The organism is Synechococcus sp. MIT2312 (genome assembly GCF_059772315.1).
The window spans coordinates 2,127,825-2,152,895 of the sequence record NZ_CM186281.1 but is presented as its reverse complement, the minus strand read 5'-3'; the positions used below and the strand labels follow the sequence as shown (position 1 = coordinate 2,152,895).

The following is a 25,071-nucleotide window of genomic DNA, read 5'->3' as shown; positions in this document are numbered from 1 at the left end:
CACCGTTGGAACCGCCTTAGCCTCTGCGGCAGTGCTCATCACCAACATGCTCAGCCTCTCGATGATCGTGCGCGATGAGGAAGCGCGGATCGAGGACTGCCTGCAGTCCGTCAAGGGCTTCGCAGATGAGATGGTTCTTCTCGACACCGGCTCAGTGGATGGCACCGTCGCCCTCGCAGAGGCCTGCGGCGCACGGGTGGAACGGATGGAATGGCCCGGAGACTTTGCGCCGGCACGCAATGCGGCTCTGGAGCTCCTGAAGGGTGACTGGGTGCTGGTGCTCGATGCCGACGAGGAACTCCGCTCAGAAGCCATCCCGCAGCTCAAAGCCTTGATGGCACAACCGGATGTGCTGGTGATCAATCTGCTGCGACACGAATTGGGAGCCGCAATGGCTCCCTACTCCAACGTGAGCCGCCTGTTTCGCCGGCATCCAGAAATCCGATGGAGCAAGCCCTATCACTCGATGATCGACGAAAGCGTGGATGCGCTGCTCAAGAAGGAACCCGGCTGGCGGATTGCCAACTGCACCGAACCAGCACTGCTGCATGAGGGCTATCGACCGGATTTACTGGCTGGATCGGATAAAGCGAACAGGCTGCGTGAATCGATGGAGAGCTGGCTGAAAGACCAGCCCAATGACCCCTACGCCTGCGCCAAGCTTGGCGCTCTGGAGGTCAGCGACGGCAACAGAGATAGGGGTCTCAGCCTTCTTCGCCACGGACTGGAGCAGTTGCCCGAAGGAGATGGCAGCAGTGCTGAACGCTACGAACTGCTGCTCAATCTCGGAATCGCGCTGGCTTCGGAAGACAGCGAGGCTGCCGTGAAGTGCTATCGAGAGGCACTGCAACAACCGCTGGAGACTCGTCTGAGCCTGGGTGCGCGTCTCAACCTGGCGGCCTTGCTGATGCAGCGCAACGAACTGGAGGAAGCCATTCAGCTCACCACAACCGCCTGTCAACGAGCCCCTGAGGTGTCACTCGCCTGGTACAACCTCGGGCTGATGGAGCGCCGTCGTGGCGATCTGCTGGCTGCGATCAAGGCTTACGAGCGATCCCTGAGCGTGAATCCCTCCCACGCGGAAAGCCACCAGAACCTGGCCGTGGCCAGGCTGATGGGAGGAGATATCGATGGTGCGCGCACAGGCTTCCGCCAGGCGATCGCACTGCTGCGCTCTCAGGGGCGACAGGGAGAAGCCACCGCCCTGCATGCCCAGGTGCATGGCCTGGTCAAGCTGGACGATGAGGCCAGCGCATGAGCAGCGATCAGACCCTGCCCTTGGAGGGACACACAGTGGTGATCACACGAGCCCGTGAACAGCAGAGCGAAGGCCGCAGACTGCTGGAGTCGCTTGGCGCCAGGGTTCTCGACCTACCGGCTCTGGAAATCGGCCCGCCTGACAGCTGGGCTCCTCTCGACGATGCTCTCGCTGAGCTGGAGAACTTTCACTGGTTGATTGTTTCCAGTTCCAACGGAGTGGACGCGGTGGAGTCGCGGCTGCAGCTCAGGGGACAGGGACTGATGCAACGCCCAGAGAGTCTCAAGATTGCAGCCGTTGGCCGGAAGACCGCACAGCGTTTGGAAGAACTTGGGGCACCGGCTGATTTCGTCCCCCCCACATTCGTGGCCGACAGCCTGATTGACCATTTCCCTGTGTCTGGCTGGGGATTGAGAATCCTGCTGCCGCGGGTGCAAAGCGGCGGACGCACTCTTCTGGCAGAAGCCTTCGGAGAAGCCGGCTCAAGGGTGGTGGAGGTCGCGGCCTACGAATCCCGCTGCCCAACATCCATTCCGGCAGACACTTTGAAAGCACTGGAGAATGGAGAGGTCGATGTGATCAGTTTCAGCAGCGGGAAAACCGTCACCCATACCGTCCAGCTGCTGGCGAAAGGGCTCGGAAGTTCAGACACTGAGCAGCTGTTCAAAAAGCCTGCAGTGGTTTCAATCGGTCCTCAAACCAGCCAACGCTGCAAAGAACTGCTGGGCAGAGTGGACCAGGAGGCAACGCCTCACGACCTGGAAGGACTGGTCCAGGCCTGCGTTCAGGCAATGCAGAGTCGCTGAGACTCTTTGGAGATTGAAAGACTCAGACAACCTCGATCCAGATCGATGCTGTCCACGGTCCAGCCCATGGGCAGCAGGACCGCTGCATCACCGGGGCAACGGCCACGGGGACCAACGCAGACCGTCCCTGACACGTCAGAGACGCTGACGAGCGCTCTCAGTTCAGCACCGACGGCCACCACACCCCTCACCTTGAAATCTGGACCCTCTGATGTGCCTGGAGCCATCGTTTTCGAGCCGACAATGGTGGGCGCAAAAGGGTCAGCCCGACCCTCCGGCACTGATGACAAAACCTGCTCAAGGCTCGGAAGCGGGATCAGACCGATCGCGGGTGCGGAGGGGCTGGGCAAAGACATCTCCGCAACAGGTTGATCGGACGGCATCGCAATGGCTGATGGCGCGTTGTTCTCCTCCTGTCCACAACCGCTGAGGCCGCCTAAAGCAACGACCAAAAACAAAGCTGCACAAGGAACTGAGGCTGGGACATGAACGGCTGTCACCTCAGCTCTGCGCTGCATACCCGCTTTCCACCAGGTCCCGGAATCGGTCAAGGTTTGCCTGAAGTTCCTTCGTCACGATTCCACCAAGAATGCTGGGTTCCATCAAGGGGGCCAGGACACCTGGGAGTTCATAGGTCACGCTGAGCTTCACGGCCGTGAGCTGAGGCTGTTCGGCGTAGAAGCGCACCCCTCCTTTGGTGGGAAGACCTCCAACCGATTCCCAATGAAGTTGCTGGGCTTCGACCCTCTGAGTGATTCGGGCCTTCCAATGAAAGCGAAATCCCTGAGCTGCCAGTGTCCAGTCGGTGAGGTCGGGATCATCGAGGGTTTTAACGGATTCGATCCAGCGCATCCACTTGGGCATCGCCTCCAGATCGCTCCAGACATGCCAAACCTGATCAACGGGAGCCTTGACTTCAGTGGTTACGGAATGTTCGAGCCAACGTCCCATCGGTTCAGGCCACTGCGGAGTTAACGGCAAGTCGAGCCGGTTGCCCCAGGATGGCGGCGGCGGCAAGGTGCCCACTCATGGTGGCTCCTTCCATCGAGTCGATGTAATCCTGGCGGGTGTAGCTCCCGGCCAAATAGAAATTGCTGATCGGGGTGCTCTGCTCAGGTCGGTAAGGCTCCATCCCTGGAGCTTCCCTGTAGAGCGATTGCGCCAGCTTCACCACATTGCTCCAGGTGAGTGTGAGATTTGCGGCGGATGGAAACAGCTCTCGAACCTGACGATCGGTGTGCTCGACGATGTCTTTCACAGACTTGCGCATCCAGGGGTCGCCAGGTGTCAGCACACATTGCAGAAGCGAGCCCTCACCTTGCTTGCGGTAATCCTCGGGGCTCGCCAAGGCAAGATCCGCGAAACAGCTGAAATCGGCATCTGCGGTGTAGAGCAAGTTGTTCAGACCGGCGGGGTGACTGAGGTCGCCACGACTTTCGGCATTGTTCTCCCCAAGTTCCGTGACCCAACCGTCGTAACGCAACTGGACAGTGGCCACAGGCACCGCCTCGAGTTGATGAATGGCCTCGAATTGTGGAAAACGACGCCATTCCTCTGGAAGCAAACGCTGGATGCCGGGCACGTCACAAGCGGCTAAATAGGCATCGGCAACAACATGCTGTTCGCCATCAGGGGTGCTCAACTTCAAGCCCGTGACTTCGGGTTGATCCCCCTCGCTGAACTCAACCTGCTTCACAGGGTGGCGGAGGTGCAGCTTGCCACCACGCTGCTGGATGTAATCGAGAATGGGGCCAGTCAGCCAACGATGGGGGGATCCTTTGAGCAGATTGAGCTTGGAGGCCTCGGTTTTGGCGGCGAACATCATGAAGATGGTCAGCATGCAACGGGCCGAAATCGTTTCGCAATCGATGAAACCAAGCGCGTAAGCAATCGGATCCCACATCCTGCGAATGCTCTCTGGGCTGCCGCCATGGCCCACGAACCAATCTCGAAAACTGACTGAATCGAGCGCCCGAATGGTGCGCATCGCGCCCTCGTAATCGACCAGGCCTCGAACGATCGGACTGGTGCCGAGCGCTAATGCATTGCGCAGTTTGTCGATCCAACCCAGCTGAGGAGTGGTGAAAAAGGCTTTAAGACCGTTGAAAGGTGCACCGATCGGGAAACGAAAATCAAGTTCGCGCAGATCGCCACCCTGGTTCACAAACAAATGGGTGTGATCCTTGGGCAAGAGATGGTCGAACGCACCCACCTTGCGCATCAACGCGAACAGGTTCGCGTAATTGAAAAAGAAGACATGCAACCCCATCTCAATGTGATTGCCATCCGGGTCCACCCAGCTGCCCACCTTTCCGCCCATGAAAGGACGAGCCTCATAGAGGTTCACCTCATGGCCTGCTTCCACCAAATCCACAGCGGCGGAGAGGCCAGCCAGCCCAGAACCCACAATCGCGACCCGCACCGTCATCAGTGCAACTGCGAGGACTCTATGAATTGATCAGGCTCAACTGCTTTAGGCAGAACAAGCGAAGGCTTCATACAGTGATTCAAGGATCCAGTGCCAGTGCCTCCGATGTCCAGCATCGAAACCACAGCTGAGACCGAGACAGTCAGTCAGTCTCATACCGCCAGAGACGGAAAGGGCATCCTGATCACAGGCCCTGCCATGCAACAGCTGGCCAGACTTTGCAGTGATCAAGGAAGCCAGCAGGTTCTGAGGGTGGGCGTGCGCTCGGGAGGCTGCAGCGGCATGAGCTACACGATGGATTTCGTGCCTGCGACAGACATCCAGAACGACGATGAGAGATACCAATACGAAGCACCTGATGGCGCCTGCTTTGAAGTGATCTGTGATCCCAAAAGCCTGCTGTACATCTATGGAATGCAGCTGGACTTCAGCACCGCGCTCATCGGCGGCGGCTTCAATTTCACCAACCCCAACGCCACCCAGACCTGCGGCTGCGGAAGTTCCTTCGCCGTGTGATTCATCAAGGAGCATCGAGCTGCTGTGGGAATCTGAAGGCATTGCCCGACCGATCAGCACTCCATGGAGTCCAGCCAGGAAAGTCTCTTCCAGCAGGCGATGAACCGTTATCAGCAAGGAGCTCCAGCGCAGGAGTTGCTCGCTGATTTTGAGACCATCACCGCAGCGGCCCCTCGCCAGTCAGCAGGCTGGACATGCCTGGCTTGGCTGCAGTTGCTGAGTGATCAGTCGGAAGAGGCTCTGCGATCTGCACGGATGGCCGTCAAACTGAACAATCAGGATCCTCAGGCCCGCATCAATCTGTGTCTGGCGATGCTGGAAACCAAAGCGAAAGGCGTCAGAGATCAGATTGAAGTGGTTCAGCAGGTGCTGGCACTCGCACCCGAAATGGGAGCTGAGCTGAAGGAATCCATTGACGACGGTCTCAAACGCCGACCGGAGTGGCCGGCACTGCTCAAGGTGAAGGCCTGGCTGGAGCTCTGACGTGGGCCGACTGCTGCTGCTCAGCAACGGCCATGGGGAGGATCTTTCTGGTGCGCTGCTTGGACAGGCACTCCAGTGCGAAGGCCATGCCGTGGACGCGCTTCCCCTGGTGGGCAGAGGACAGCCCTATCGGGACGCAGGCATCGCACTGATCGGAGGCACCCAGGAATTCAGCACGGGAGGCTTGGGGTACACCAGCTTGCATGGTCGGCTGACCGAGCTGATGCAGGGACAGGTGGTCTATCTGCTGCGACGCCTGCTGAGGTTGCTGCGCATCGCCGGGCGTTACGACCAGGTGGTGGTAGTTGGCGATGTGATTCCAGTGATGGCCGCCTGGCTCTGCAGACGGCCTGTCGCGACTTACCTCGTGGCGTACTCAAGTCACTATGAGGGGAAATTGCGCCTGCCCTGGCCGTGTGCTCAGTGCTTGCGCAGCCCTCGCTTTCAGGCCGTGTTCAGCCGCGACCAGCTCAGTGCAGACGATCTGAGCTCACAGCTGCGCAAACCCGTCACGTTTCTGGGCAATCCGTTCATGGATCCGATCCTGAGGGACGATCGACGCCTGCCACAGGCACGCCGACGACTGGGACTGCTGCCGGGAAGCCGCCGGCCTGAGCTGGAGCAGAACCTGGTGCTTCTGCTGGGAGTGGTGGAACAACTGCCGGCTCCGTTACTGAGCAGTGGTGAGCTGCAGCTTGAGCTGGCGTTGGTGTCCTCACTCTCCGACGCTGCACTGTCAGAGCTGATTGCCCCTGTCGGCTGGAGCCTTCACAAGGCCGACAACGGGCAAACAACACTGCTGCGTCGCCACGCCCATCGGGTGCAGATCCACCGAGGTGGCTTCGGAGCCGTCCTGCACAGTTCCGATCTGCTGCTGTGCATGGCAGGAACGGCAGCGGAACAGGCCGTGGGGCTGGCCCGACCGGTGCTGCAGTTGGTGGGTCAAGGTCCTCAGTTCACTGCAGGATTTGCGGAAGCCCAGCGCCGTCTGTTGGGTCCAACCGTGTTCTGTGTGGATGGTGAGGCAGGCACACCAGCCACCCTTGAACGCACAGCTGCAATGGCCCTCGAGCTTTTGGAGCGCAGCCATCTTGATCAACAGCTACAGCGCCGCTGCCGTGACGAAGCGCTCAACCGCCTCGGCAAAGCCGGCGGCGGCGGCAGGATGGCGGCATCGATCTCTCAGCTGCTGCAGCTCTCCGCATGAGTGAGCCGAACTCCGAACCCGCCTGGAAACGCTGGCTGGATCGCATCCTTGTCCTGAATGTCTTCCTGGTGATCGCTGGGGCTGGATGGTTCGCTGTTGCAGTGATTGGAAGCAGTCAGGGCCTGGAGGCACCCATGGGATTGTTCATGCGCCTGTGGGAACCCCTGTTCACACCAGCCATCGGTCTGCTGATGGGCGCAGCCGTTCTCAGCGGTTGCTGGAGCTGGTGGCAACGTCGAGTGCAACGGGCAGAGTCGGACAGAGGAAGTTGAAACCAAGCGCCTCGAGACGACTCGAACGCACGAACTGCCCCTCCAGAACAACCTTGGAGCCATCACCCAGCAGCAGCTGCAGCATCGGACCCGGCACCGGCAGAAGACTTGGTCTACCGAGACAACGGCCAAGGCTTCCAGCAAAGACAGACATGGTCACAGGGTCGGGAGCCACAGCATTGATCACTCCAGACCAGGAATCCGTTTCCAGGGAACTCTGAATGATCCTGCATAAATCGCCACGTTCAATCCAGCTCATCCACTGCTGACCGGAGCCGATCGGGCCACCGAAGCCTGCGCGGAACACCGGCAGCATTTTGGCGAGAGCCCCTCCTTGAGAGGACAACACAATGCCGATACGCAGCACAACGAGCCGAGTTGCAGCGGGCTTTTCAGCGGCAGCCTGCTCCCACTTCTGACAAAGACGGGCCAGAAAATCCTGACCAGCGGGACTGCTCTCCTCAAAGCGTCCATCAAGACTGGTGCCGAAATAGCCAACAGCCGAAGCATTCACCAGCACGGATGGAGGCTTGGCAAGCGTGGCCAGGGCACTCACCAGATGACGGGTTGTCTCAAGGCGACTGGACTCCAGAGTTTCAAGATGCTGAACCGTCCAGCGCTGTTCAGCAATCGGTTCACCCGCGAGATTCACAACGCCGTCACTGGCGGCCAACGCATCATGCAGTGGCGTGGACTCAGACCAGCTGGATGCCACCGCTGGATCCACCTGAATCCATTGAAGAGCTCCTGCAACGTCCACGGGGAAGGCCGCCGGTGAGGCACGGCGACTGACGATGGTGAGTTGGTGACCGGCAGCCTGCAGAACGGGAATCAGACCACGGCCAACCAAGCCTGTGCATCCAATCAGCAGAAGGCGCATGGAAACGGCAACGTCGAGTGCTCGAGGTTAGGAAGCGATGGAGGGATCAGTGTCTTCAACCGGCAAGGTGAGATTCATCTTGCGCGCCATGGGCACCAGCGCAAAGCCCTGGATGAAGAGACCAAACAGCACCACGGCCAGAGCAAGCGGAGGCATGGCCACACCCCAGCTCACACCAGGAGTCGACCAGGCCTTGATGGCCATCGCGATGGGAACGGCGCCGCGCAGGCCTGCCCAACACACAAAAATCCGTTCGCCATGGCTGAAGGGCGTCCGCCAGAGAAGGATCTGCACCATCAGCAAGCGCACGAGCTGCATCACAAGGAACAGCACAAAAGCCAGACCAACGGCGTGAACCACATCCTGAGGGTTCACCACAAGCCCCATGCAGAGAAACAGCAGGAGCTCAGCCATTTTTGCGTAGCTGGAATGGGCTTCCTCCAGGCCGTTCTGGTCCAGATCGGCACTGTTGCCAAGCACCAGTCCCGCGACATAGGCCGCGAGCAATGGACTGCCTCCCAGCAGCGAAGTGCCACCGCTCAGCACCATCAGCAAGGCAAGACTGACCACCGGCAGCATCGAGGTCTGATTCAGCCCCATGCGTGTCCCGAGCAACTGCACCGTGAGACTGCCGCCGAGGAAACCGATCAGCATTCCCAGCAGGAACTGACGGACCAGATCCGTGACCAGCAAACCAGCGCCGACGCCCTCACCACCAGCCAGTGCCAGAGCCAGTCCGGCAAGAACCACGGCAATGGGGTCGTTGAAGCCGGACTCGCACTCGATCAGATCCGTGAGCGGCTTCGGCAGTCGGCCCTGAAGCGGACGGAGCAGAGCCAGAACAGCTGAAGCATCGGTGCTCGCGACCATGGCCCCAACGAAAAGACTGCGGGGGAGGATGACGGAGATCGACTCCGTCCCTTGCGCCAGACCGAACCCGAAAACCACCAGGGTGATCAGAGCTGCAGTGATCAGCACACCGATGGTGGCCAGACGAGCCGCCGGGCGAATCACTCCACGCACCTGCTGCCAGTTGGTGGTGAGACCTCCGAAAAACAACACCAGCACCAGTGCTGCTTCGGTGATCTGTTTGGCCTGATCAAGGCTCAGCAGTGTGATTTCACGACTGCCGGAAACATCCACGTGATTTTCGATCAGCAGACCGAGCAGCAGCACCATGAGGATTCCAGGAACCCTCACCCGGGCCGCAAGATCATCGAGAAGCACTGCTACCAGCAGCAGGCCGCCGAATGCCACCAGATAAAGCGAGAGGCCGTTGTCCAAACCGACTGCGGAAGTGGTCTTGAAGGGTTCTAGCCTGACCGGCGAATAACAACCCGTGATGGCAGAGACAGAGCCGAGCCCTGCAGCAGCTGCCAAGCCCCCCGCGCCATTGAAAAAAGGTGCGCTGGTGCGGGTCAACCGAGCGGCCTATGCAGGCAGTGTGGAGGCCGGAGCCAGCGATCCTTATCCACCGGCTTACATCTTCGATGGTCCCGGAGAATTGTTAGTGGTGAAGGGCGACTACGGGCAGGTGCGCTGGCGGCGTCCGGTCCCCGATGTCTGGCTGCGCATTGATCAGCTTGAGCCGTTCGCCTGAGGACTGAGCGATTCCTCAACGGCGGAGACCGCGGCGGGCAGCGACTGAACAACCTCAGGAAGTCGCCAGATGGCTCCACCAAGAACAGCGGAGAGCGATTCAAGGCTCACCAGAATGGGATGCTGCCCATGTCGCCCGACTGCAGCTGCAGCCACCGAGGATGCAGACCAGGGATTCCAGCCCGCCAGCAGAACCACACTGCGATAGGCGCTTGGCCATGGACTTTCAGGGTTGGAATTCTCCAGCAGCTTGAAATGGTGAGCAGCCTCAGCCGGCCGATTGGTCAGGACCGCCAGCAGGGCCAGACTCCAGCGAGCAGAGTCATCGGACGGATCCTGCTTGAGGCGCTCGAGAGCCGCACGCCGGAGTGGTGCTCGATAGCTGAAATGGCCGTCGAGCATGTGCTCGATCTCCACACTGCTGAAGACGGGATCGAGCCCTGCAGGTCCTTGTGCCAGTCCTGCTGCGAGCTGGGGAAACCGCTGTTCAAAACCCGCGGGAACCTCTGAATCGATCCGCCGCTGCCAAAGTGAGTAGCTGCCTCCCTTTGAACGCGGAAACACCTCCACCTGCTCAAAGATCCCGCTTTCACGAACGGCCTGATCCAAGGAACGAGCAGACCTGCGGACCGACCCCTGGTCACCTTCAGCAAGCAGAACCCAGTTGGCATGGTCCAACACGGGCCGGATGTGATCAGTGCTTCCGCCGAGCTGGCGGCCCACCAACCGGCCTCCGTTGCGGCGACCGTAGTAACTCACATTGTGCTGATTGAGATCCGGAGTGCTGGGAACAACAATCAACGTGATTGGATCCGCGACGGGATCAGCGCCACCGGCTTTCTCAACAATCGACTGAAGCGGATGACGATGACGAGGTCGCAGGCGTGCGGTCTGGGCAGTCCAAGCCGGTGCGATCGCAACCAGTGCTCCCGCAGTGAGAGCCAATCCAGGCAGCCAAGCTGATCGGGCGGGCCAGCGTTGACGGATCCACAGGCCCCACTGCCACCAGCCGCGGCTCAGCAGTAACAGCAATGACGGCAACAACGGAGCCAGGTAACGAGGGTCTTTATTGGGGCTGAGGTTGGTCACGAACCAACCCAGAAACAGAGTTCCCACCAACCAGGTCCAGGAATCCCTTTGATCCTGTTGATCGCTGACCGTTGCCATCCGCGGCATGAAACGCATGATGACCAGCAAGACAAGGCCGGCCAGCCCAATCCAAAGCAATGCCGCGCCGATCTGAAGGGGGACCTGACGCAAATACCAGAGCCAGCCCGACAAGCTGAAAACCCCCGGGTCGCCCTCGCGCGCCGCAGACTCGATCACAGCTCGATTGGTTCCCCCAAGGGTCGTGATCCAGTTGTGCCGAAGCCAGGGGAACACTGAGACCAACACCAACATCAATCCCGCCAGCGCCTGCAGTCGCCGGCCCCGTCCGATGCGCTGGGCTGCCACAAGTGACCAACCCACCGCAGGCAGTAACACCAGAAGAGCGCTCTGTTTCACCAGCAGTGACAACGCCACAGCACAAGCTGCGAGCAGCGCCTGCCACCAAAGGCCTCCACCTCGCGGATTCCACCAAACTCCCAGCCGCCAAAGCGCCAAGGTGACCAGGGCGGTCAAGGGCAGTTCGAGCACATAGTCGGTCCTGAGTTCCAACAGCATCGGGGCCAGGGCTACAGCCGAGGCAGCCAGCAAGGCGAATCGCCTGGCTGATCGTCTTGGGCGCAGGAACTGAAGTGCCCACCCGGCGCTTGAGACCAGCAGCAGGGCATTCCAGAAGCTCAACGTCCATGCCGCGTCAGAAGGCGCGTCGCCGGCGACGGACATCACCGTGCCGTTCACCAATGAGGCCAGCGGGGGGATCTTGGGCGAGAGGTCGAGGAGAGCGTTCCACCCTTGCCAGCCGCCTCCGGCCAGAACACCGAGAGCGCGTCCATGGTCAAGCGCGCTGTTGAGGTAATCCGCCTGATCCCACGACGGCAAACCAGCGTGATGGCCCCACCACAGACGATCAGCAACGGTGGACAACAGCCAGATCAGGATCAGGGAGACACGGAACGGCCCAGCACCCATCAACCGATCTCCAACCTGCGCCGTTCCTGCTGAAGACGCTGGCGACGATGGCGGGCCTCCCGAAGCATCTCCCGACCGTCATGGAGATAGCTGTCGACGTACCCCATCGTGTAACGCTCCAGCTCCTCAACGGCATCCTCCACCTGGGAGAGGCAGTGATAGACGCTTAAGCCAAAGCCCCGGGCCGATGGCGGAGTCGGTATCGATTGGAACAGGTTCTTGACCTTGTCCAAACGGTTTCGGCTCTGTTCCAGATAGTTGCAAAACGCCTCCATCAGGTCATCGTCGTAAGGATCTGCCGAAAGAGCTTTCAGTTCCTCAGAAAAAGGATTGATCACCTGACCGAGCTGACGGTCAATCGGTGCGTAGACCTTCTGAAGCCAGGTGGACAGTGCCTGGTCTTCGCTGGCTCCCTGGCCTGATGCACGCCGTGCCGCCTGACTGGCTCGGGCATTGCGGGCTCCTCGGGCCCTTGCTTCCTCACGGGCAGACTCAGAGGATCCGAACTCTCGATCAAAGCAGCGCCGAGCCTCGGGATCACCGATTTGCTCCCAGGCAGCGTTGAGCACCAGAATTCGCTCTTCATCACCTCCCGCATCGGGATGATGCTGCTTCACCAGGCGGCGATAGGCCGCTTTGAGCTCAGCCTGGGTGGCGTTGGAGGTCACCTCAAGCACTGAATAGGGATCCTGAGGCTGATCCGAATGATTGGAGAACGCAGGACTCAAAGCTGACCATCCCGGCGCGCCGGCAGAACGGCTGCAGCACTGAACATCGGAGTGGAGAGATAACGCTCGCCGAAGCTGGCAAGAATCACCACGATTCGGCGACCGGCCATCGCTGGACGCTGGCCCAGCCTCAACGCGGCTGCAACAGCTGCACCGCTGCTCACTCCGCAGAGCAATCCTTCCTCCCTGGCCAGACGCCGGCCCAGCTCCATGGCCTCCTCATCGGTCACAGCAATGACCTCATCGATGAGTTCCTTCTCCAGTACGGGAGGAACAAAGCCGGCCCCGATGCCCTGGATGCGATGAGGACCCGCTGCTCCACCCAACAAAACCGGACTGGCAGCAGGCTCCACTGCAACCACCTGAAGATCCTGCTGCCGATTGCGCAGCACCCGGGCACAACCGGTGATGGTTCCTCCTGTCCCCACCCCCGCCACCAGAGCATCCAATCGCCCTTCAGTGTCCTGCCAGATTTCCTCCGCCGTTGATGCCGCGTGAACGGCGGGATTGGCAGGGTTATCAAATTGCTGAAGCAGATAGGCGCCAGGAATCTCGTCCACCAACTCCCTGGCGAGAGCGATCGCACCCTGCATCCCTTCATTGCCTGGGGTGAGCTGCAACTCCGCTCCGTAGGCACGCAGCATCGATCTCCGCTCTGTGCTCATGGTGTCGGGCATTGTGAGTATGAGGCGGTATCCCCTGGCTGCCGCCACCATCGCCAAAGCGATTCCGGTGTTGCCGCTGGTGGGTTCCACCAGCACGGTGTTGCCGGGCACGATCGTTCCGCTCTGCTCGGCGGCCTCGACCATGGCTCCTGCGATGCGGTCTTTCACCGAGGCCGTGGGGTTGAAGCTTTCAAGCTTGGCCACGATTTCAGCCTGACAGCCGAAAGCCTGAGGGAGACGATTCAGCCTCACCAGAGGTGTACGCCCTACCAACGCAGTGATATCTGGAGCTATCGACATTCGGCTCGGGAGTCGGGTGCTGCGTCAAATCCATCCAACCATCGGAACAGCCACGACTGACGTGCCTCACAGTGATGGCGGAATCCCTCCACTGAAAGCATTGAGATCTGGCACGAGTCAGCGGTGCAGCACATCAGACAACCCAGGGACAAAAAAAGCCCCCTGAATCAGGGGGCCTTGCAGAGGCTGGGCGCTGCTAATGAGCTCTGATCAGAAACGGAACGAGGTCTTCACCAGACCGCCGAACTGATTGAAGCTCTCACCCTGAGTTGCAGCTCCCAGAGGGCGGCTCAGATAGAAGAGAGCAGGCGTCACTGAGATGTTGTCTGTGACCTGGAACTGATACCAGAATTCCCAGGCGTACTGACCATCGCGCGACAGCTGGGTTTCAGCATCGGAAGAGGAGATTCCGAGAATGTCATCGCCGGAGAGATCAATTCCGGTCACGAACGCTTGCTGACCAACAGCCATGCCGGCGTTGTTTCCCTTCAGGAAGACATCGCTCCATTGCAGACCCACATACCAAGACTGAGAGGTTGCGGAATCAAAGTCGTACCCCAACAATCCGCTGTCGTCGGCACCGGACGTGGAGCTGAGGCCCCAGCCGGCGCTGATCGACGGAATGAAGCCCGACTCTTCCGGCTGCCACCAGGCACTCAGGCCAACGTTGTTGCTGTTACCCAGCAAGCCAACTTGTGTGGCGAGAGGAGTTCCTGTGGACTCGTAGACACTGCCCCAGTTCTGAGAGCTGTAGGTGTACGCCGCAGCAACACCCCAGCTGGAATCGGCATAGGCCAGCTGCACCGTGCCAGTCCCGGCAGCACCGTCGGTTGCAATGCCTCCGGTATTGGGATTGCCCTCGGAGCCGTTGGTGGAGACGTAGTTGGCACTGATACTGAAGCCGTCGTTGCTCCACCAGACACCTGCACCGGAACCGAGATTCAGGCTGTAAGCACCCGGGGCACCTGCATAGGTGAAGTAATCAAGGATGGTGTCTGAGGGATACGCACTCGGCCAGACGGCCAGCATGTCGTCCTGACGAACCCTGCCGCCTGCTGTGACCGTGAAAGAACTACCCAATGGGAACTGGTAGAAGATGCGGTCGATGTTGAGACCATCACCCTCCTCAAACGCCACTTCCAGGCCTGACGCCGTCGAATAGGTCCCACCGAAAGGAGAAGGAATTCCTGTGGAGGCTCCAAATCCAAAAGCACTCGAATCGAAGTTGCCGGCCCTCAGACGCGTGCGCAGCAGATCCTTACCCGTGAAGCTGGTATCAAGATCGATCTTGATGTCGTAGTTGAAGGTGGTCGCACCGAGATTGGAATTGGCCAGGTCGGCCATATTGCGGGGATTGAAACGCTCAATCACGTCACCGTTGTCGTTCCTGACGTCGAAATCGAGGTCACGTCCAAACTGACCGCGAACCTTGGCGTCACCGCCATAACTGTTGGCGCCGATCACGAAGGTGGTGTTTCCACTCATCTTGGTGGTGGTGGAGAACTGGGTGGCTTCCAGTTCGCCAACGCGGGCTTCCAGACCGTCAACGCGGCCCTTGACGATGGCGAGCTCCTTTTCGAACTCCTTCATCAAACGCTTGAGCTCGTCGGTCACTTCGGTGACGCGGTCGAGGCAGGCGTTCAGCAGCGCCGCCGCTTCAAAGCGGGTCATGGCACGGTTGCCGCGGTAGGTGCCGTTGGGGTAACCGGCAACGCAGCCGTAGCGCTCGATCAGGTTGCTGAGAGCCTGATAAGCCCAGTCGGTCGGATAGACGTCGGAGAACTGGGTGATGCTGGTGACCTGCTCAGCAGCAACCGCGTCAGCAGATACTGAGGCGTAATCGGAAACACCGGCAACATTGACTTCAGTTGCACCAGCAGCCATTGGAGCCAGAAGGCCGAGAGCAGCAGGAGCAACCAGCAGTTGCTTGAACAATTTCATGGAGAAGGGTCCTCACACACAGAACCGGCGAATGTATAAAACGCCACATTCATCTTGCAGAATGTGTCGGACTCGCATCGCTGGGGCTGTGACACCACATCCCTTGGCATGTAGCCAGCGCTACCAAAACAAAATTTTTGTGTAGTGATGGCAACCAAATCTGACTGAAATCAATCTCTCCACCAGCCGCAAGAACCGGAGCCACTCCATCAATGAGATCCTCTGTGATCACCGATCAGGCAAAAAGCGCGAAACACCTCAATTCACAATCTGAATCTGCAATGAAAGTTCAGACCTAAGCAGCAACGTCCACAATCAGCGATGTCCGCACAACATTCTGTCAAGAGCCCGCTGACAGTCGTGACAATCAAAGGCCATAAACACCAAGATTAAACCAGAGACAAATACATATTAAGGCTCAAAACTGATCCACTACATCAACAACATTCATGAGTCCACTTGCTGCTCCGATGAATGACCAGTTTCATTGAACTCGTCGAAAGTGAGTCAACCCAGAGAACCAAGGCCAAGGCGGCCATTCATCACATCACGACTCAGACCTGATCCCAGGAGTCATACTTAGATCAACTCACGCCATTGGGCATTGATGCGCTCCAGCCCCAGCAAGACTCGCAAAAAGAATTCGCTCCAGATTTTAAAGCCAAACAATCATGTTCTGATTGCTGCACTGATCTTTGTTCTGGCAGCACTTTTACTGCAGGGCTGGCGTTCGCAGGTGCTTCTTGCCAGTTACGACCAGGGTATTTTTCAACAAGTGCTCTGGAACAGCCTTCGCGGACACCCTTTTGAAAGCACTTTATCCTCGCAGCTCTCAACCAATGTGATCCACAGCGGTGAGGCTCCAGGCTTGGGATATGCGCGCTTAGGCCAGCATTTCACGCCCTCTTTACTTCTTTGGACTCCTCTGTTCGCATTGATCGGAGGTGCTGCACTTCCGCTTGTACAAGTAGGACTCATCGCAATCGCAGGATTAGTCCTTCATCAACTCGCCACAAAAATTGTTCCTACAAGGACTGCAAACTGGCTGACTTATGCATTTTATGGCGGAAATGCACTCATCGGTCCAACCCTGGGGAATTTCACCGATCTCTGCCAGCTTCCCGTTGCTGTTTTCGCCTTGATGCTGGGACTTCAAGGGCGAATGAAATGGTTAATCGTCAGCGCCGCTGTCCTCATCCCGCTGATTCGAGAAGACACCGGAATCATGTTGATCGCCATTGGCCTTTGGTTGCTCTTTCGAGAACGTGAACGATGGCTCATTGCCGTTGTTTTGATTGTCTGGGGAGCTGGGTGGATGTTGTTCGTCACCAATGCACTGATGCCACTGTTCTCTGACGACAACAGCAAGAGGTTCATGGTGGAGAACTTTGGCCAATATCTCGATGTTGATCCCAGCGAAGGTGCCAGCAGTCTCTCCATGTTGCGGCAGGCCATGGGGCAGCCATTGATCCTGCTGAAAGAGCTCTTCTCACCCCCGGTTCAAACCTCTTTGTATCTACTTGGTCATGGACTTCCATTCCTGATGGTGCCTCTGATCAGCATTGATGCATGGATCCTTGCAGGCCCATCACTCCTTGGTTTATTTCTGGCCCAGGGCAGCAATGACCCGCTCTCAATCACCATTCGCTACACGCTGCTGGTCGTACCGGGCTTCAGCCTTGGAACGTTGTTTTGGTGGAGCCGTCGTCAGCAACCGATCCCTGGAGGTCGTACTCGCCTGGCCTGGGGAATCGCCATCACCCTTTCGCTACTGCTCACAGTCAGCAGCAATCCTCACCGCAGCTTGTCGTGGATTGTCCCTGACAGCATTCAGCCGATGGTTTTTAGCAGTCCTCTTGAGCAATGGGAACACGGACAGGATGCCCGCCGAGTTCTGAAATTGATCCCCAAAGACGCTTCTGTGAGCGCCAATACACCTCTGATTCCGTTGATCGCTCAACGTGAAGTTGCAGTCCGTTATCCCGAATCGCTGCATTACCTCGACCGAGACAAGCACAAACTGGCCGTGGATTGGATCGCCGTTGATCTCGACTGGTTGGAGCGCTACAGCGTGGCGTTTCGCAGTGATTGGCGAGAACTCAGACGGATTCAGCAGGAGCTGCCAAGCCAGATGGTTGATTACCGGGTGCAAGGCATCAGCAATGGCATCGCCGTTTTGCAACTGAACGGACCTCGAAAACCCGAATTGGAGCTGCAATTAAAAGAGCGGCTCGCGACGCCTCTGGCGCCTCGCCCAAGCCGATCACCAAAGAAAAAGTCATAAAACGATGCCCCCAACCAGAGACAGGCTGGGGGCTCTCGCCGGGTCCGCTCTGGCACGGAACCGATTGATCAGTCAGAAGACGATGCCGTCAGCCGGCGTTCTCCGCGATCAGCAGACCCTGGGTCAAACAACTGGAACTCATGGACACCTCCTCCTGGATGGATAGATGAACGCCGGCGATGCATTCGATCTCATGCATGAACCCGAGGGTTGAAGATGAGACCACTTCGCTGCGAACTAGTCCTTTGCAAGTTAACGGACGCCGGGGGCTCGTGGCAGTGCAATTGCCGCTTTTGCTCTGGTTTCTCACACTGCTGATTTGGCTGCCTTGGCTGGGCAATGTGCCGTTGCGCGATTGGGATGAAGCGTTAGTGGCAGGAGTCTCCCGTTCCACCGCAGCCCAACCAGCCTGGGACTGGCTTTTAGCGATTAAAAACAGTGAGGCGGTCTACCTCAACAAACCGCCAGCACTGCACTGGTTGATCGGGGCATCGATCAAGCGGTTTGGAGAGGTGGAGTGGGCAGTGCGCCTGATGCCAAGCCTGCTGGCCAGCTTGGCGATACCAATGATCGTGATTCTGAGACGCCAGCTCAGCAATGGGGAAGAGACGGAGCGCTCGGCTCTTTGTGCTGGCTTGATCCTGATGACTCTCTTGCCCATGGCGCGCCATGGGCGGCTGGCAATGCTGGATGGGACTCTTGTGAGCTGCAGTTTGCTCCTGATCAGCGGTTGGCTCAGCAGCAGGCGCTGGCCTTGGCACGGCTTGCTGGCTGGATTGGGGGGAAGCGGAATCCTGCTCCTGAAACCACCAGCTCTGATCGGTTACTTGGCCATGATCGGGATCATTGGTTTTTTCGACACAACCACCAGCAGGAAATATTCGGCTTGGGGCTGGGCGATGGGCGGCCTGATCCCAGGAGCGCTCTGGCACCTCTGGCACTTTTGGCAGCGCGGAAACGATGCACTCGTGATGTGGGGCGGCCAGGGTTTTGGTCGAGTGACCGATGTTGTCGGCAATAACAGTGGGGCCTGGGTGATGCCACTCACAGAGGTTCTTGAAGGTGGGTGGCCCTGGATCCTGCTCCTACCCAGCGGCGTGGTCTGGGCATGGCGCCATCGCAGAACCTCAACGGGCTTATGGGAACTGGGCCTCCTTGCCGGTAGCGCGTTGATGGTGTTGCCCTTACGGACCCAATTGCCTTGGTACAGCCATCTCCTCTGGCCGCCCATCGCCCTTCTCTGCGGAGAAGCCCTGGCTCGCCTCTTGAAAGGGGGTCGCCCTCATTGGATTCCACAGGCTTGGCAGTGGATCGGAACTCTCCTCCTGATCAGCGCCATGGTTCTCATGGCGGTCAATGCCAGTGCGGCACTTCCATTCCCAGCCCTGATTGCCGCAGGCCTTGGCTTGCTCATCGGTGGGCTGAAGCTCTCGAAGCCGCTTCTGCTTCAACGTCAGCAAGGTATTGCCGTGGTGATCGCGGGTTGGAGCCTTGGACTGCTTGCGCTTTGGCACAGCCATCTCTGGCTGTGGGAACTCAATGAAATCTGGGATCCAAGGCCTGTGGCAGCACAAATCCAATTGCTCCCGGCGGATGCGGTCGTGATGCTGGACGGACCCACGCGCCCCTCTCTCAACTGGTACGCGAAGCGTTCATTGAAGAAGTTCACGGCCAAGCCTGCGGAGGAGTTTTGGCTCGTGAGCGACCGGACCCGCCACGGCTGTAAGACAAACAGACCTGACGCGGACGGTTGGGCTCTCTGGCACTGCTCCTCCACTGACCAACCATGAACAGAACGCCACCTGCACGCCTGTGGTGGACATCCCTTGGCCTTGCTGTTTTGGGGTGGGGACTCGCTGCTTCGCGCCATTGGCTGCTTCAAAGCAATGCCTATGACCTTGGGCTGTTTGATCAATGGGCCTGGTTAGTGAGCCATGGTTTACCTCCTGTCTCCTCCATGGAGGAGGTTCATCTGCTGGCTGATCACGGCGCCTGGATGTTCTATTGGTCCGGCTTTCTGTATTGGTTGCATCCCTCCATTCAATGGCTGTTTGCAAGCCAAGCTCTGGCCCTCAGTCTCACCGCAATTCCTGTTTGGATGCTGGCAGCGCAGGCAGGCCTGAACAGACGACTGTGCTGGTTCAGCTGTTTGTTGTGGTGGCTTCAACCGTTGGTCTTCAACGTCAATTTGTTTGACTTCCACCCTGAGACCTGGGTCATGCCGGGACTCGCCTTAGCGATTTGGTGCCAACGCCAGCAACGCTTTGGTGGATGGCTAGCGCTTCTGGTCGTGATGCTGGGATGCCGCGATGGCCTTGTTCTGATCACACTTGGACTCAGCCTGAGTTTGCTGATTCAACGTCGCTGGCATTGGGCCATCGTCGGGGCAGGACTATCCGGTGCCTGGATTCTGCTGCTGAGCCAATGGCTGTATCCATGGTTCCGAAATGGAGATGGGCCCAAAGCTGCTGGTCGAATGTTCTCCCATCTTGGTGACAATTTCGGCGACATTCTGTTCACATTGATTAGCCAACCATGGCTTGCCTTCACACACATCGATCTAGGCGGCGGCCTTTTCTACCTTCTCGTCTTAGTCCTCCCGACTCTTCCTTTCTGGAGAAAGCGCTCGTTGCTGATCTTGAGCGCCGCTGTACCACTTTTGCTCGTCAACCTCAACGCTGAGTCATCGTCTTATCGCACCCTGATTCACCACTACAGCCTTCCTCTTGCCGTCCTTAGCGTGACAGCCGCCATCGACGGATTGGCGCTGCAGCCAAGAAAGGCTTTCCCTTGGAAAGGTGTGATTTGGGCAGTGACTATCTGGGTGGCATTAGCCAAGCCTTGGTTTTTTACAGGTCCCTATCTCAATAGAGTCAATATGCTGAGTGATGCAGAACAAGCCATCTCCAAACTGACATCAAAGGATCGTGTCCTCACCACCAGTTATTTCGTCCCACAGATCAGCCAGAGGCAGCATGTTGCCTTTGCTAAACAATCTCGAAGCAAGCAAGCCTTCAATAACAACTGGAATGTATTCCTACTCAACCCCAACCAGCCGGGGTGGGGCTCTAAGAGGGGAATCCAGACGGATCTTCTCCGTGAGGCAAAAGACAGAAATTGGACTTGTCAGAGCTGGAATTCTGGTCTTGAATTGTGCCGGAAGACCGACGCAAAATCAAAACACCACTCTCACAAAAAACCTGCTGATAACGTCCCTCAGACGTCAGTTTTTCCACTGCATTGAGGATGCGTCTTTGCTGTTGAGTTTCCCGTTTAAATAACGGCACCAACGGTGAATAATAGCCAGGGAAAGCGGCGATCCAATCCACCTCCTGAACCTGCCCATCTCGATCCAGGTAATTCACACCATTGGGGAAGCGAATGGCTACCTCACGCTGAGCAAGCCTTGGCAACAAAGGAGTATCTCCACTCACTGAAGCCGTTGGCGGGATCAAGGAGAGAGCTTTTATCCCTACTGCTCGTCGCCTCAGCATCTCTGAGGGCGAAACATGCACCCATGGCGAAAAACTATCAGGCACCACTGCAGAAAAGGTTCGGTGCGGATTACTAACAATCGTCATCAATAGACCAAGAGTCAGCGCAGCCGTCCAGCAAGGTCGCAACCAACGCTTCTTCCAAACAGACGGGTTGGCTTGCCACCACAGCAACGTGCCGATGTACAGGCCTGGAACAAGAGCCAACACGTAGCGGAGCGTCACAGCAAGGGCCGTACGTCCCTGGGACAACAAAGCAATCAGCAACGGTGCACTCACAATCAACGCTGCGTCGACTGAAAACAGGGGCACCAATAAAAGCGGCAGGGAAAGTGCAATAAGAAATCCGAATGTGGAACCTGGTGGGCTTACCAAGGCTTCCAGAAGGGCAGCCGGCCTTTGCAGCATCTGGAACAAAACTGACAACGTTCCGCCAGAGACATCCTCAACAAGATGTCCAAATTTCTCCTGGAGGAAACGATCAGATAGGGAGGCATCGACAGAAGGCTGAATCAAACCGGTCACAAGCAGCACCCACACACATGAAATCAGCATCAATCCGACCCCAATTCCACGCAGACCAGGCCGACGAACAGCGGACCAAAGGCCAATCGAAAACAGCAAGAGGCCACTGTCTTCTCGAACCAACAACAAGGCAACAGACGACAACATGACCAGTCGCCAGCGCCGATCGAGCAATCCCCCCAGAATCAGAAATCCAAGGAGTGGGTACCAAATCAGGTCGTGAAAGTTTTCCAACATCGGGCCAATCACAGCCCCACTCAAGAAGTAACTCAAGACAAGACGCCAAGCCAACTCTTCACTCAAACGCGGTTGAGCAATACGCCAGAGCACCAAACCAGCAGCAGTTAAGGCTGTGGATTGTGCAAAGGGAAGGACGAGCCAACCGAAAGCAGCAACTGCTGGAGCCAAAAGCAGAGTCAAGGCATTGGCGTGCTGACCCAAATGGAGATAAGCAACATTCGGCAGGTCTCCATTCACCGCAACTGCAGATGAGAGAACTGATGACAAACTGCTTTCGAAAGGACGACCTTGCGCCGTTGACCACAACTCCTGCAGAAATAAGGCCTGGTCGTAGGTGGAACCGAAACTTTCAAGCCTCCAAATCTGAAGCAAGAACCCCATCAGCCAAAAGCCAGTCGCTAAAGCTAAAACCGCAGGAGGCCAAGATCTGATGATGAGATTCCAGATCTTGAACGATGCGATCGCAGCCGAGGTTTTGTTTAACCAGTTCCTACTCAAAAGCGCCACGCAGACTGCTCGGATCAATAGCCATACAGCCATTTTGGCCTATGGACGCAATCATCAATTGCAAAGAGCTTCAAAGAGTCCTGCAGGCCAGGCAATCATTCAAATGGCCGCGACACCTTCAACTTGAATCAGGTACTCCTAGAAGAACAATTTACAGACCAAAATCTGCAGCGATTGCGATTAAATTATCAATAAAAAAGCCCCCTTTCGGGGGCAATCTTGAACGCGTGATGAAAATCAGAGCGCGTTACCCCGAGGTAGAACCTCTTCAGGGAAGACGAAGTTTTCGTGCGGCTGGTCAGCCGGTGCCATCCAGGCACGCAGACCTTCATTCAGAAGGATGTTCTTGGTGTAGAAGGTCTCGAATTCGGGATCTTCTGCAGCGCGGATTTCCTGTGACACGAAGTCATAGGCGCGCAGGTTGAGGGCCAGGCCGATGATGCCGATGGAGCTGGTCCACAGACCCATCACAGGCACGAACAGCATGAAGAAGTGCAGCCAGCGCTTGTTGGAGAAGGCGATACCGAAGATCTGACTCCAGAAGCGGTTGGCGGTGACCATCGAATAGGTCTCTTCTTCCTGGGTGGGCTCGAACGCCTTGAAGGTGTTGGCCTGCTCACCATCCTCAAACAAGGTGTTTTCCACCGTTGCACCGTGAATGGCGCAAAGCAGTGCACCGCCGAGAATGCCGGCGACGCCCATCATGTGGAAGGGGTTGAGGGTCCAGTTGTGGAAACCCTGCAGGAAGAGGAGGAAGCGGAAGATCGCTGCCACACCGAAGGAGGGCGCGAAGAACCAGCTGCTCTGGCCGAGGGGGTACATCAGAAAGACACTGACGAACACCGCAATCGGACCGGAGAAGGCGATGGCGTTGTAAGGACGGATGCCGACCAGACGGGCAATCTCGAACTGACGCAGCATGAAGCCGATCAGTGCGAAAGCACCGTGCAGTGCAACGAAGGCCCAGAGGCCGCCGAGCTGACACCAGCGAACGAAGTCACCCTGGGCTTCAGGGCCCCAGAGCAACAGAAGGCTGTGACCCATCGCGTCAGCGGGGGTGGACACAGCAGCAGTCAGGAAGTTGCAACCTTCCAGGTACGACGAGGCGATGCCGTGGGTGTACCAGGAGGTGACAAAGGTGGTGCCTGTGAGCCAGCCACCGATGGCCAGATAGGCCGTTGGGAAGAGAAGAATGCCGGACCAGCCGACAAAAACGAAGCGGTCGCGCTTGAGCCAGTCATCGAGGACGTCAAACCATCCCCGCTGTGGCGCGCGTCCTACAGCGATCGTCATGAGGGGAGCTTCATGAAGCGTTACGTGCCGAGCCTAGTTGGAGTCAGCGATTCTGTGGGCACTGATTCAGGAAATGATCAGGACATGAGTAGATATGCTCATCACTACACCGCTGCCTTTCATTCGCGAAGATGAGCAAAGTGAATTGATCCGAACGTGTACGTGATTGAGCTGGCTCTGCGCATGAGCCCGATGCCCGTGTCCGTGCAGCGCAAGGAGCATGACGCTGCAGAGGGGCTGTATCAGCAGGTGCGGACGGCCCTCGAGCAGGGGCAGCCACGATTGCTTGAACTCACTTGCGAAAAAGTTGAAGGGAAAAGGCTCAGCGTGCTCACCAGCGATTTGCTGGCCGTGCAGATTTATGAAAAGACAGCGGCAGCCGGTGGCAGCAAACGTCCTGGCTTCTCTTTGGATGGCTGAACCTGCATGAGCCGGGATCAACAGACCGCGCAGGCAGGGCTGAGATTCGAAAGAGTGAGCTACAGCTGGCCATGCGGCACAAAAGCTCTTGATCGCTGCAGCTTCGAGGTTCCCGGCCCCGGACTTTGGATGCTCGTTGGCAGCAATGGCAGCGGCAAAAGCACCCTGTTCAGGATCATCAGCGGCCTGATCAGTCCTCAGTCCGGCCTTGTTCACCATGAACTGAGGCCTGCCCTGGTTTTCCAGAATCCAGACCACCAGCTGTTACTGCCCAGCTGCGGCAGCGAGCTCCTGCTCAATCTGCCTGCCGGCTTGAGCCGCCAGGAGCAGCGGCACAGAATCCATCGACTGATGGAGCAGGTCGGACTTGCAGGGATGGCGGGCCGTCCGATTCACACCCTGAGCGGAGGCCAGAAGCAACGCCTGGCCATCGCCGGCGCGCTGGCCAGTGAAGCAACGCTTCTGCTTCTCGACGAGCCCACCGCTCTGCTGGATCCCAGCAGTCAATCAGCCATCCTGAGCACGGTTCAGCAGCTTTGCCACCGTTCCAGCAATCCGCTCACAGCTCTCTGGATCACCCACCGACTGGGAGAGCTGGACCATGCGGATGGAGCTGCCCAGATGGAGCGGGGACGAGTCGGGGGATGGCAGAAGGGTCCAGCGCTGCGAAGACGACTTGAACCCCTTGCGGGACGGCATGGCTGAGGGGTAGGTTCTCCACGTCACATTCCTCGGTAGCTCAGCGGTAGAGCGGTCGACTGTTAATCGATTGGTCGCAGGTTCGAATCCCGCCCGGGGAGTTTTGATCAACTTCATCACCACGACTCGGAGAGTTGTGGTGATTTTTTTTGAACAAATTCCAGAGACTGACGCCAGCCAAGACAGCTGAAAGTCCCAAGAGCTGAATCACCAACCTGGAAAATGCCTTGAAAAACGGAATTTCCTTAACAGTTGGCCTCCGAAACCGAAGACTTTCTATAGAGGCAGCACCGTCAACCCGAGTCGAAGTAAGCCAAAACTTCAGTGGCAGCAGCTGTTCTGAACCAACAGATCCTGTTCACTCCCCTTAGGGACATCAATGCAAGCCACAAAGAACCTTGAGAGAATCTGTCAAGCAATGACGCGGCATACCCTCGTCCACCTTTCCCT

General features: G+C 57.9%; 22 protein-coding genes, 1 tRNA gene and 1 pseudogene. 13 read left to right on the top strand and 11 right to left on the bottom strand.

The window, feature by feature from the left end:
* Window positions 1-46: 46 nt before the first annotated feature.
* A complete protein-coding gene (locus AC6EI9_RS11820; protein ID WP_498470057.1) occupies window positions 47-1,258 on the top strand; it encodes a glycosyltransferase family 2 protein in 1,212 nt (403 codons plus the stop codon).
* Window positions 1,255-2,064: a uroporphyrinogen-III synthase gene (locus tag AC6EI9_RS11815; protein WP_498467932.1), complete on the top strand. Its 810-nt coding sequence runs from the start codon at window positions 1,255-1,257 to the stop codon at window positions 2,062-2,064. Before AC6EI9_RS11820 ends, AC6EI9_RS11815 begins: the two co-directional genes overlap by 4 nt.
* Here the strand turns inward: AC6EI9_RS11815 and AC6EI9_RS11810 are convergent.
* The 3 genes from AC6EI9_RS11810 to zds are packed head-to-tail and all read right to left on the bottom strand — an operon-like array spanning window position 2,043 to window position 4,486.
* Entirely contained in the window at window positions 2,043-2,615 is a 573-nt protein-coding gene (locus AC6EI9_RS11810; RefSeq protein ID WP_498467931.1) for a hypothetical protein, read from the bottom strand. The genes AC6EI9_RS11815 and AC6EI9_RS11810 overlap by 22 nt on opposite strands.
* A complete protein-coding gene (locus AC6EI9_RS11805; RefSeq protein WP_498467930.1) occupies window positions 2,566-3,015 on the bottom strand; it encodes an SRPBCC family protein in 450 nt (149 codons plus the stop codon). The genes AC6EI9_RS11810 and AC6EI9_RS11805 overlap by 50 nt, the downstream gene beginning before the upstream one ends.
* Window positions 3,016-3,019: 4 nt before the next feature.
* Window positions 3,020-4,486, bottom strand: coding sequence for a 9,9'-di-cis-zeta-carotene desaturase (zds, locus tag AC6EI9_RS11800; protein ID WP_498470055.1), 1,467 nt, complete (start codon window positions 4,484-4,486; stop codon window positions 3,020-3,022).
* A gap of 111 nt (window positions 4,487-4,597) precedes the next feature.
* Between zds and AC6EI9_RS11795 the strand changes: the two genes are divergently transcribed.
* The 4 genes from AC6EI9_RS11795 to AC6EI9_RS11780 all read left to right on the top strand — a co-directional run bounded on the left by AC6EI9_RS11795 (window position 4,598) and on the right by AC6EI9_RS11780 (window position 6,970).
* Window positions 4,598-5,008 carry a HesB/IscA family protein gene (locus AC6EI9_RS11795; protein ID WP_498467929.1) on the top strand — a complete coding sequence of 137 codons (411 nt, stop codon included), beginning with the start codon at window positions 4,598-4,600 and terminating at the stop codon, window positions 5,006-5,008.
* A 63-nt stretch (window positions 5,009-5,071) separates the two neighbouring features.
* Window positions 5,072-5,491: a hypothetical protein gene (locus AC6EI9_RS11790; protein WP_498467928.1), complete on the top strand. Its 420-nt coding sequence runs from the start codon at window positions 5,072-5,074 to the stop codon at window positions 5,489-5,491.
* Between the two features lies 1 nt (window position 5,492).
* Complete coding sequence (locus AC6EI9_RS11785) at window positions 5,493-6,698, top strand: lipid-A-disaccharide synthase-related protein (RefSeq protein ID WP_498467927.1); 1,206 nt, start codon at window positions 5,493-5,495, stop codon at window positions 6,696-6,698.
* Window positions 6,695-6,970, top strand: coding sequence for a DUF8620 family protein (locus AC6EI9_RS11780; protein ID WP_498467926.1), 276 nt, complete (start codon window positions 6,695-6,697; stop codon window positions 6,968-6,970). The genes AC6EI9_RS11785 and AC6EI9_RS11780 overlap by 4 nt, the downstream gene beginning before the upstream one ends.
* On the opposite strand, the gene AC6EI9_RS11775 is transcribed toward AC6EI9_RS11780, so the two are convergent.
* Together AC6EI9_RS11775 and AC6EI9_RS11770 are read right to left on the bottom strand one after the other, a co-directional pair.
* Entirely contained in the window at window positions 6,906-7,850 is a 945-nt protein-coding gene (locus AC6EI9_RS11775; RefSeq protein ID WP_498467925.1) for a TIGR01777 family oxidoreductase, read from the bottom strand. The genes AC6EI9_RS11780 and AC6EI9_RS11775 overlap by 65 nt on opposite strands.
* Before the next feature lie 27 nt (window positions 7,851-7,877).
* The gene (locus tag AC6EI9_RS11770; RefSeq protein WP_498467924.1) at window positions 7,878-9,134 is read right to left on the bottom strand and encodes a cation:proton antiporter domain-containing protein; all 1,257 of its coding nucleotides are present in this window, start codon (window positions 9,132-9,134) and stop codon (window positions 7,878-7,880) included.
* 58 nt (window positions 9,135-9,192) lie between these two features.
* Between AC6EI9_RS11770 and ndhO the strand changes: the two genes are divergently transcribed.
* On the top strand, window positions 9,193-9,450 hold the full coding sequence (gene ndhO / locus AC6EI9_RS11765; protein WP_498467923.1) for an NAD(P)H-quinone oxidoreductase subunit O: 258 nt from the start codon (window positions 9,193-9,195) through the stop codon (window positions 9,448-9,450).
* Here ndhO and AC6EI9_RS11760 read toward each other — a convergent pair.
* The 4 genes from AC6EI9_RS11760 to AC6EI9_RS11745 all read right to left on the bottom strand — a co-directional run bounded on the left by AC6EI9_RS11760 (window position 9,429) and on the right by AC6EI9_RS11745 (window position 15,159).
* Window positions 9,429-11,525 carry a tetratricopeptide repeat protein gene (locus AC6EI9_RS11760; protein WP_498467922.1) on the bottom strand — a complete coding sequence of 699 codons (2,097 nt, stop codon included), beginning with the start codon at window positions 11,523-11,525 and terminating at the stop codon, window positions 9,429-9,431. The genes ndhO and AC6EI9_RS11760 overlap by 22 nt on opposite strands.
* Entirely contained in the window at window positions 11,525-12,253 is a 729-nt protein-coding gene (locus tag AC6EI9_RS11755) for a J domain-containing protein (protein WP_498467921.1), read from the bottom strand. The genes AC6EI9_RS11760 and AC6EI9_RS11755 overlap by 1 nt, the downstream gene beginning before the upstream one ends.
* Complete coding sequence (cysK, locus tag AC6EI9_RS11750; RefSeq protein WP_498467920.1) at window positions 12,250-13,218, bottom strand: cysteine synthase A; 969 nt, start codon at window positions 13,216-13,218, stop codon at window positions 12,250-12,252. Before cysK ends, AC6EI9_RS11755 begins: the two co-directional genes overlap by 4 nt.
* 210 nt (window positions 13,219-13,428) lie before the next feature.
* The gene (locus AC6EI9_RS11745; RefSeq protein ID WP_498467919.1) at window positions 13,429-15,159 is read right to left on the bottom strand and encodes an iron uptake porin; all 1,731 of its coding nucleotides are present in this window, start codon (window positions 15,157-15,159) and stop codon (window positions 13,429-13,431) included.
* Window positions 15,160-15,766: 607 nt separating this feature from the next.
* Here AC6EI9_RS11745 and AC6EI9_RS11740 point away from each other — a divergent pair.
* The 3 genes and pseudogenes from AC6EI9_RS11740 to AC6EI9_RS11730 all read left to right on the top strand — a co-directional run.
* The gene (locus tag AC6EI9_RS11740; protein WP_498467918.1) at window positions 15,767-17,443 is read left to right on the top strand and encodes a DUF2079 domain-containing protein; all 1,677 of its coding nucleotides are present in this window, start codon (window positions 15,767-15,769) and stop codon (window positions 17,441-17,443) included.
* Window positions 17,444-17,715: 272 nt separating this feature from the next.
* On the top strand, window positions 17,716-19,233 hold the full coding sequence (locus tag AC6EI9_RS11735) for an ArnT family glycosyltransferase (RefSeq protein ID WP_498467917.1): 1,518 nt from the start codon (window positions 17,716-17,718) through the stop codon (window positions 19,231-19,233).
* Window positions 19,230-20,537: pseudogene (locus AC6EI9_RS11730) on the top strand (DUF2079 domain-containing protein); the annotation flags it as partial. The gene AC6EI9_RS11735 and the pseudogene AC6EI9_RS11730, both read left to right, overlap by 4 nt.
* On the opposite strand, the gene AC6EI9_RS11725 reads toward AC6EI9_RS11730, so the two are convergent.
* Window positions 20,512-22,083: a DUF2079 domain-containing protein gene (locus AC6EI9_RS11725; RefSeq protein WP_498467916.1), complete on the bottom strand. Its 1,572-nt coding sequence runs from the start codon at window positions 22,081-22,083 to the stop codon at window positions 20,512-20,514. The pseudogene AC6EI9_RS11730 and the gene AC6EI9_RS11725 sit on opposite strands and share 26 nt — an antisense overlap.
* A gap of 363 nt (window positions 22,084-22,446) precedes the next feature.
* The gene (psbD, locus tag AC6EI9_RS11720) at window positions 22,447-23,502 is read right to left on the bottom strand and encodes a photosystem II D2 protein (photosystem q(a) protein) (RefSeq protein ID WP_006041823.1); all 1,056 of its coding nucleotides are present in this window, start codon (window positions 23,500-23,502) and stop codon (window positions 22,447-22,449) included.
* Between the two features lie 156 nt (window positions 23,503-23,658).
* Here psbD and AC6EI9_RS11715 point away from each other — a divergent pair, with 156 nt between their 5' ends.
* The 3 genes from AC6EI9_RS11715 to AC6EI9_RS11705 all read left to right on the top strand — a co-directional run bounded on the left by AC6EI9_RS11715 (window position 23,659) and on the right by AC6EI9_RS11705 (window position 24,722).
* On the top strand, window positions 23,659-23,922 hold the full coding sequence (locus AC6EI9_RS11715; protein ID WP_067096303.1) for a UPF0367 protein family: 264 nt from the start codon (window positions 23,659-23,661) through the stop codon (window positions 23,920-23,922).
* A 6-nt stretch (window positions 23,923-23,928) separates the two neighbouring features.
* The gene (locus AC6EI9_RS11710; RefSeq protein ID WP_498467915.1) at window positions 23,929-24,627 is read left to right on the top strand and encodes an ABC transporter ATP-binding protein; all 699 of its coding nucleotides are present in this window, start codon (window positions 23,929-23,931) and stop codon (window positions 24,625-24,627) included.
* A gap of 23 nt (window positions 24,628-24,650) precedes the next feature.
* Window positions 24,651-24,722: transfer RNA gene (locus AC6EI9_RS11705), tRNA-Asn, on the top strand.
* Window positions 24,723-25,071 lie beyond the last annotated feature (349 nt).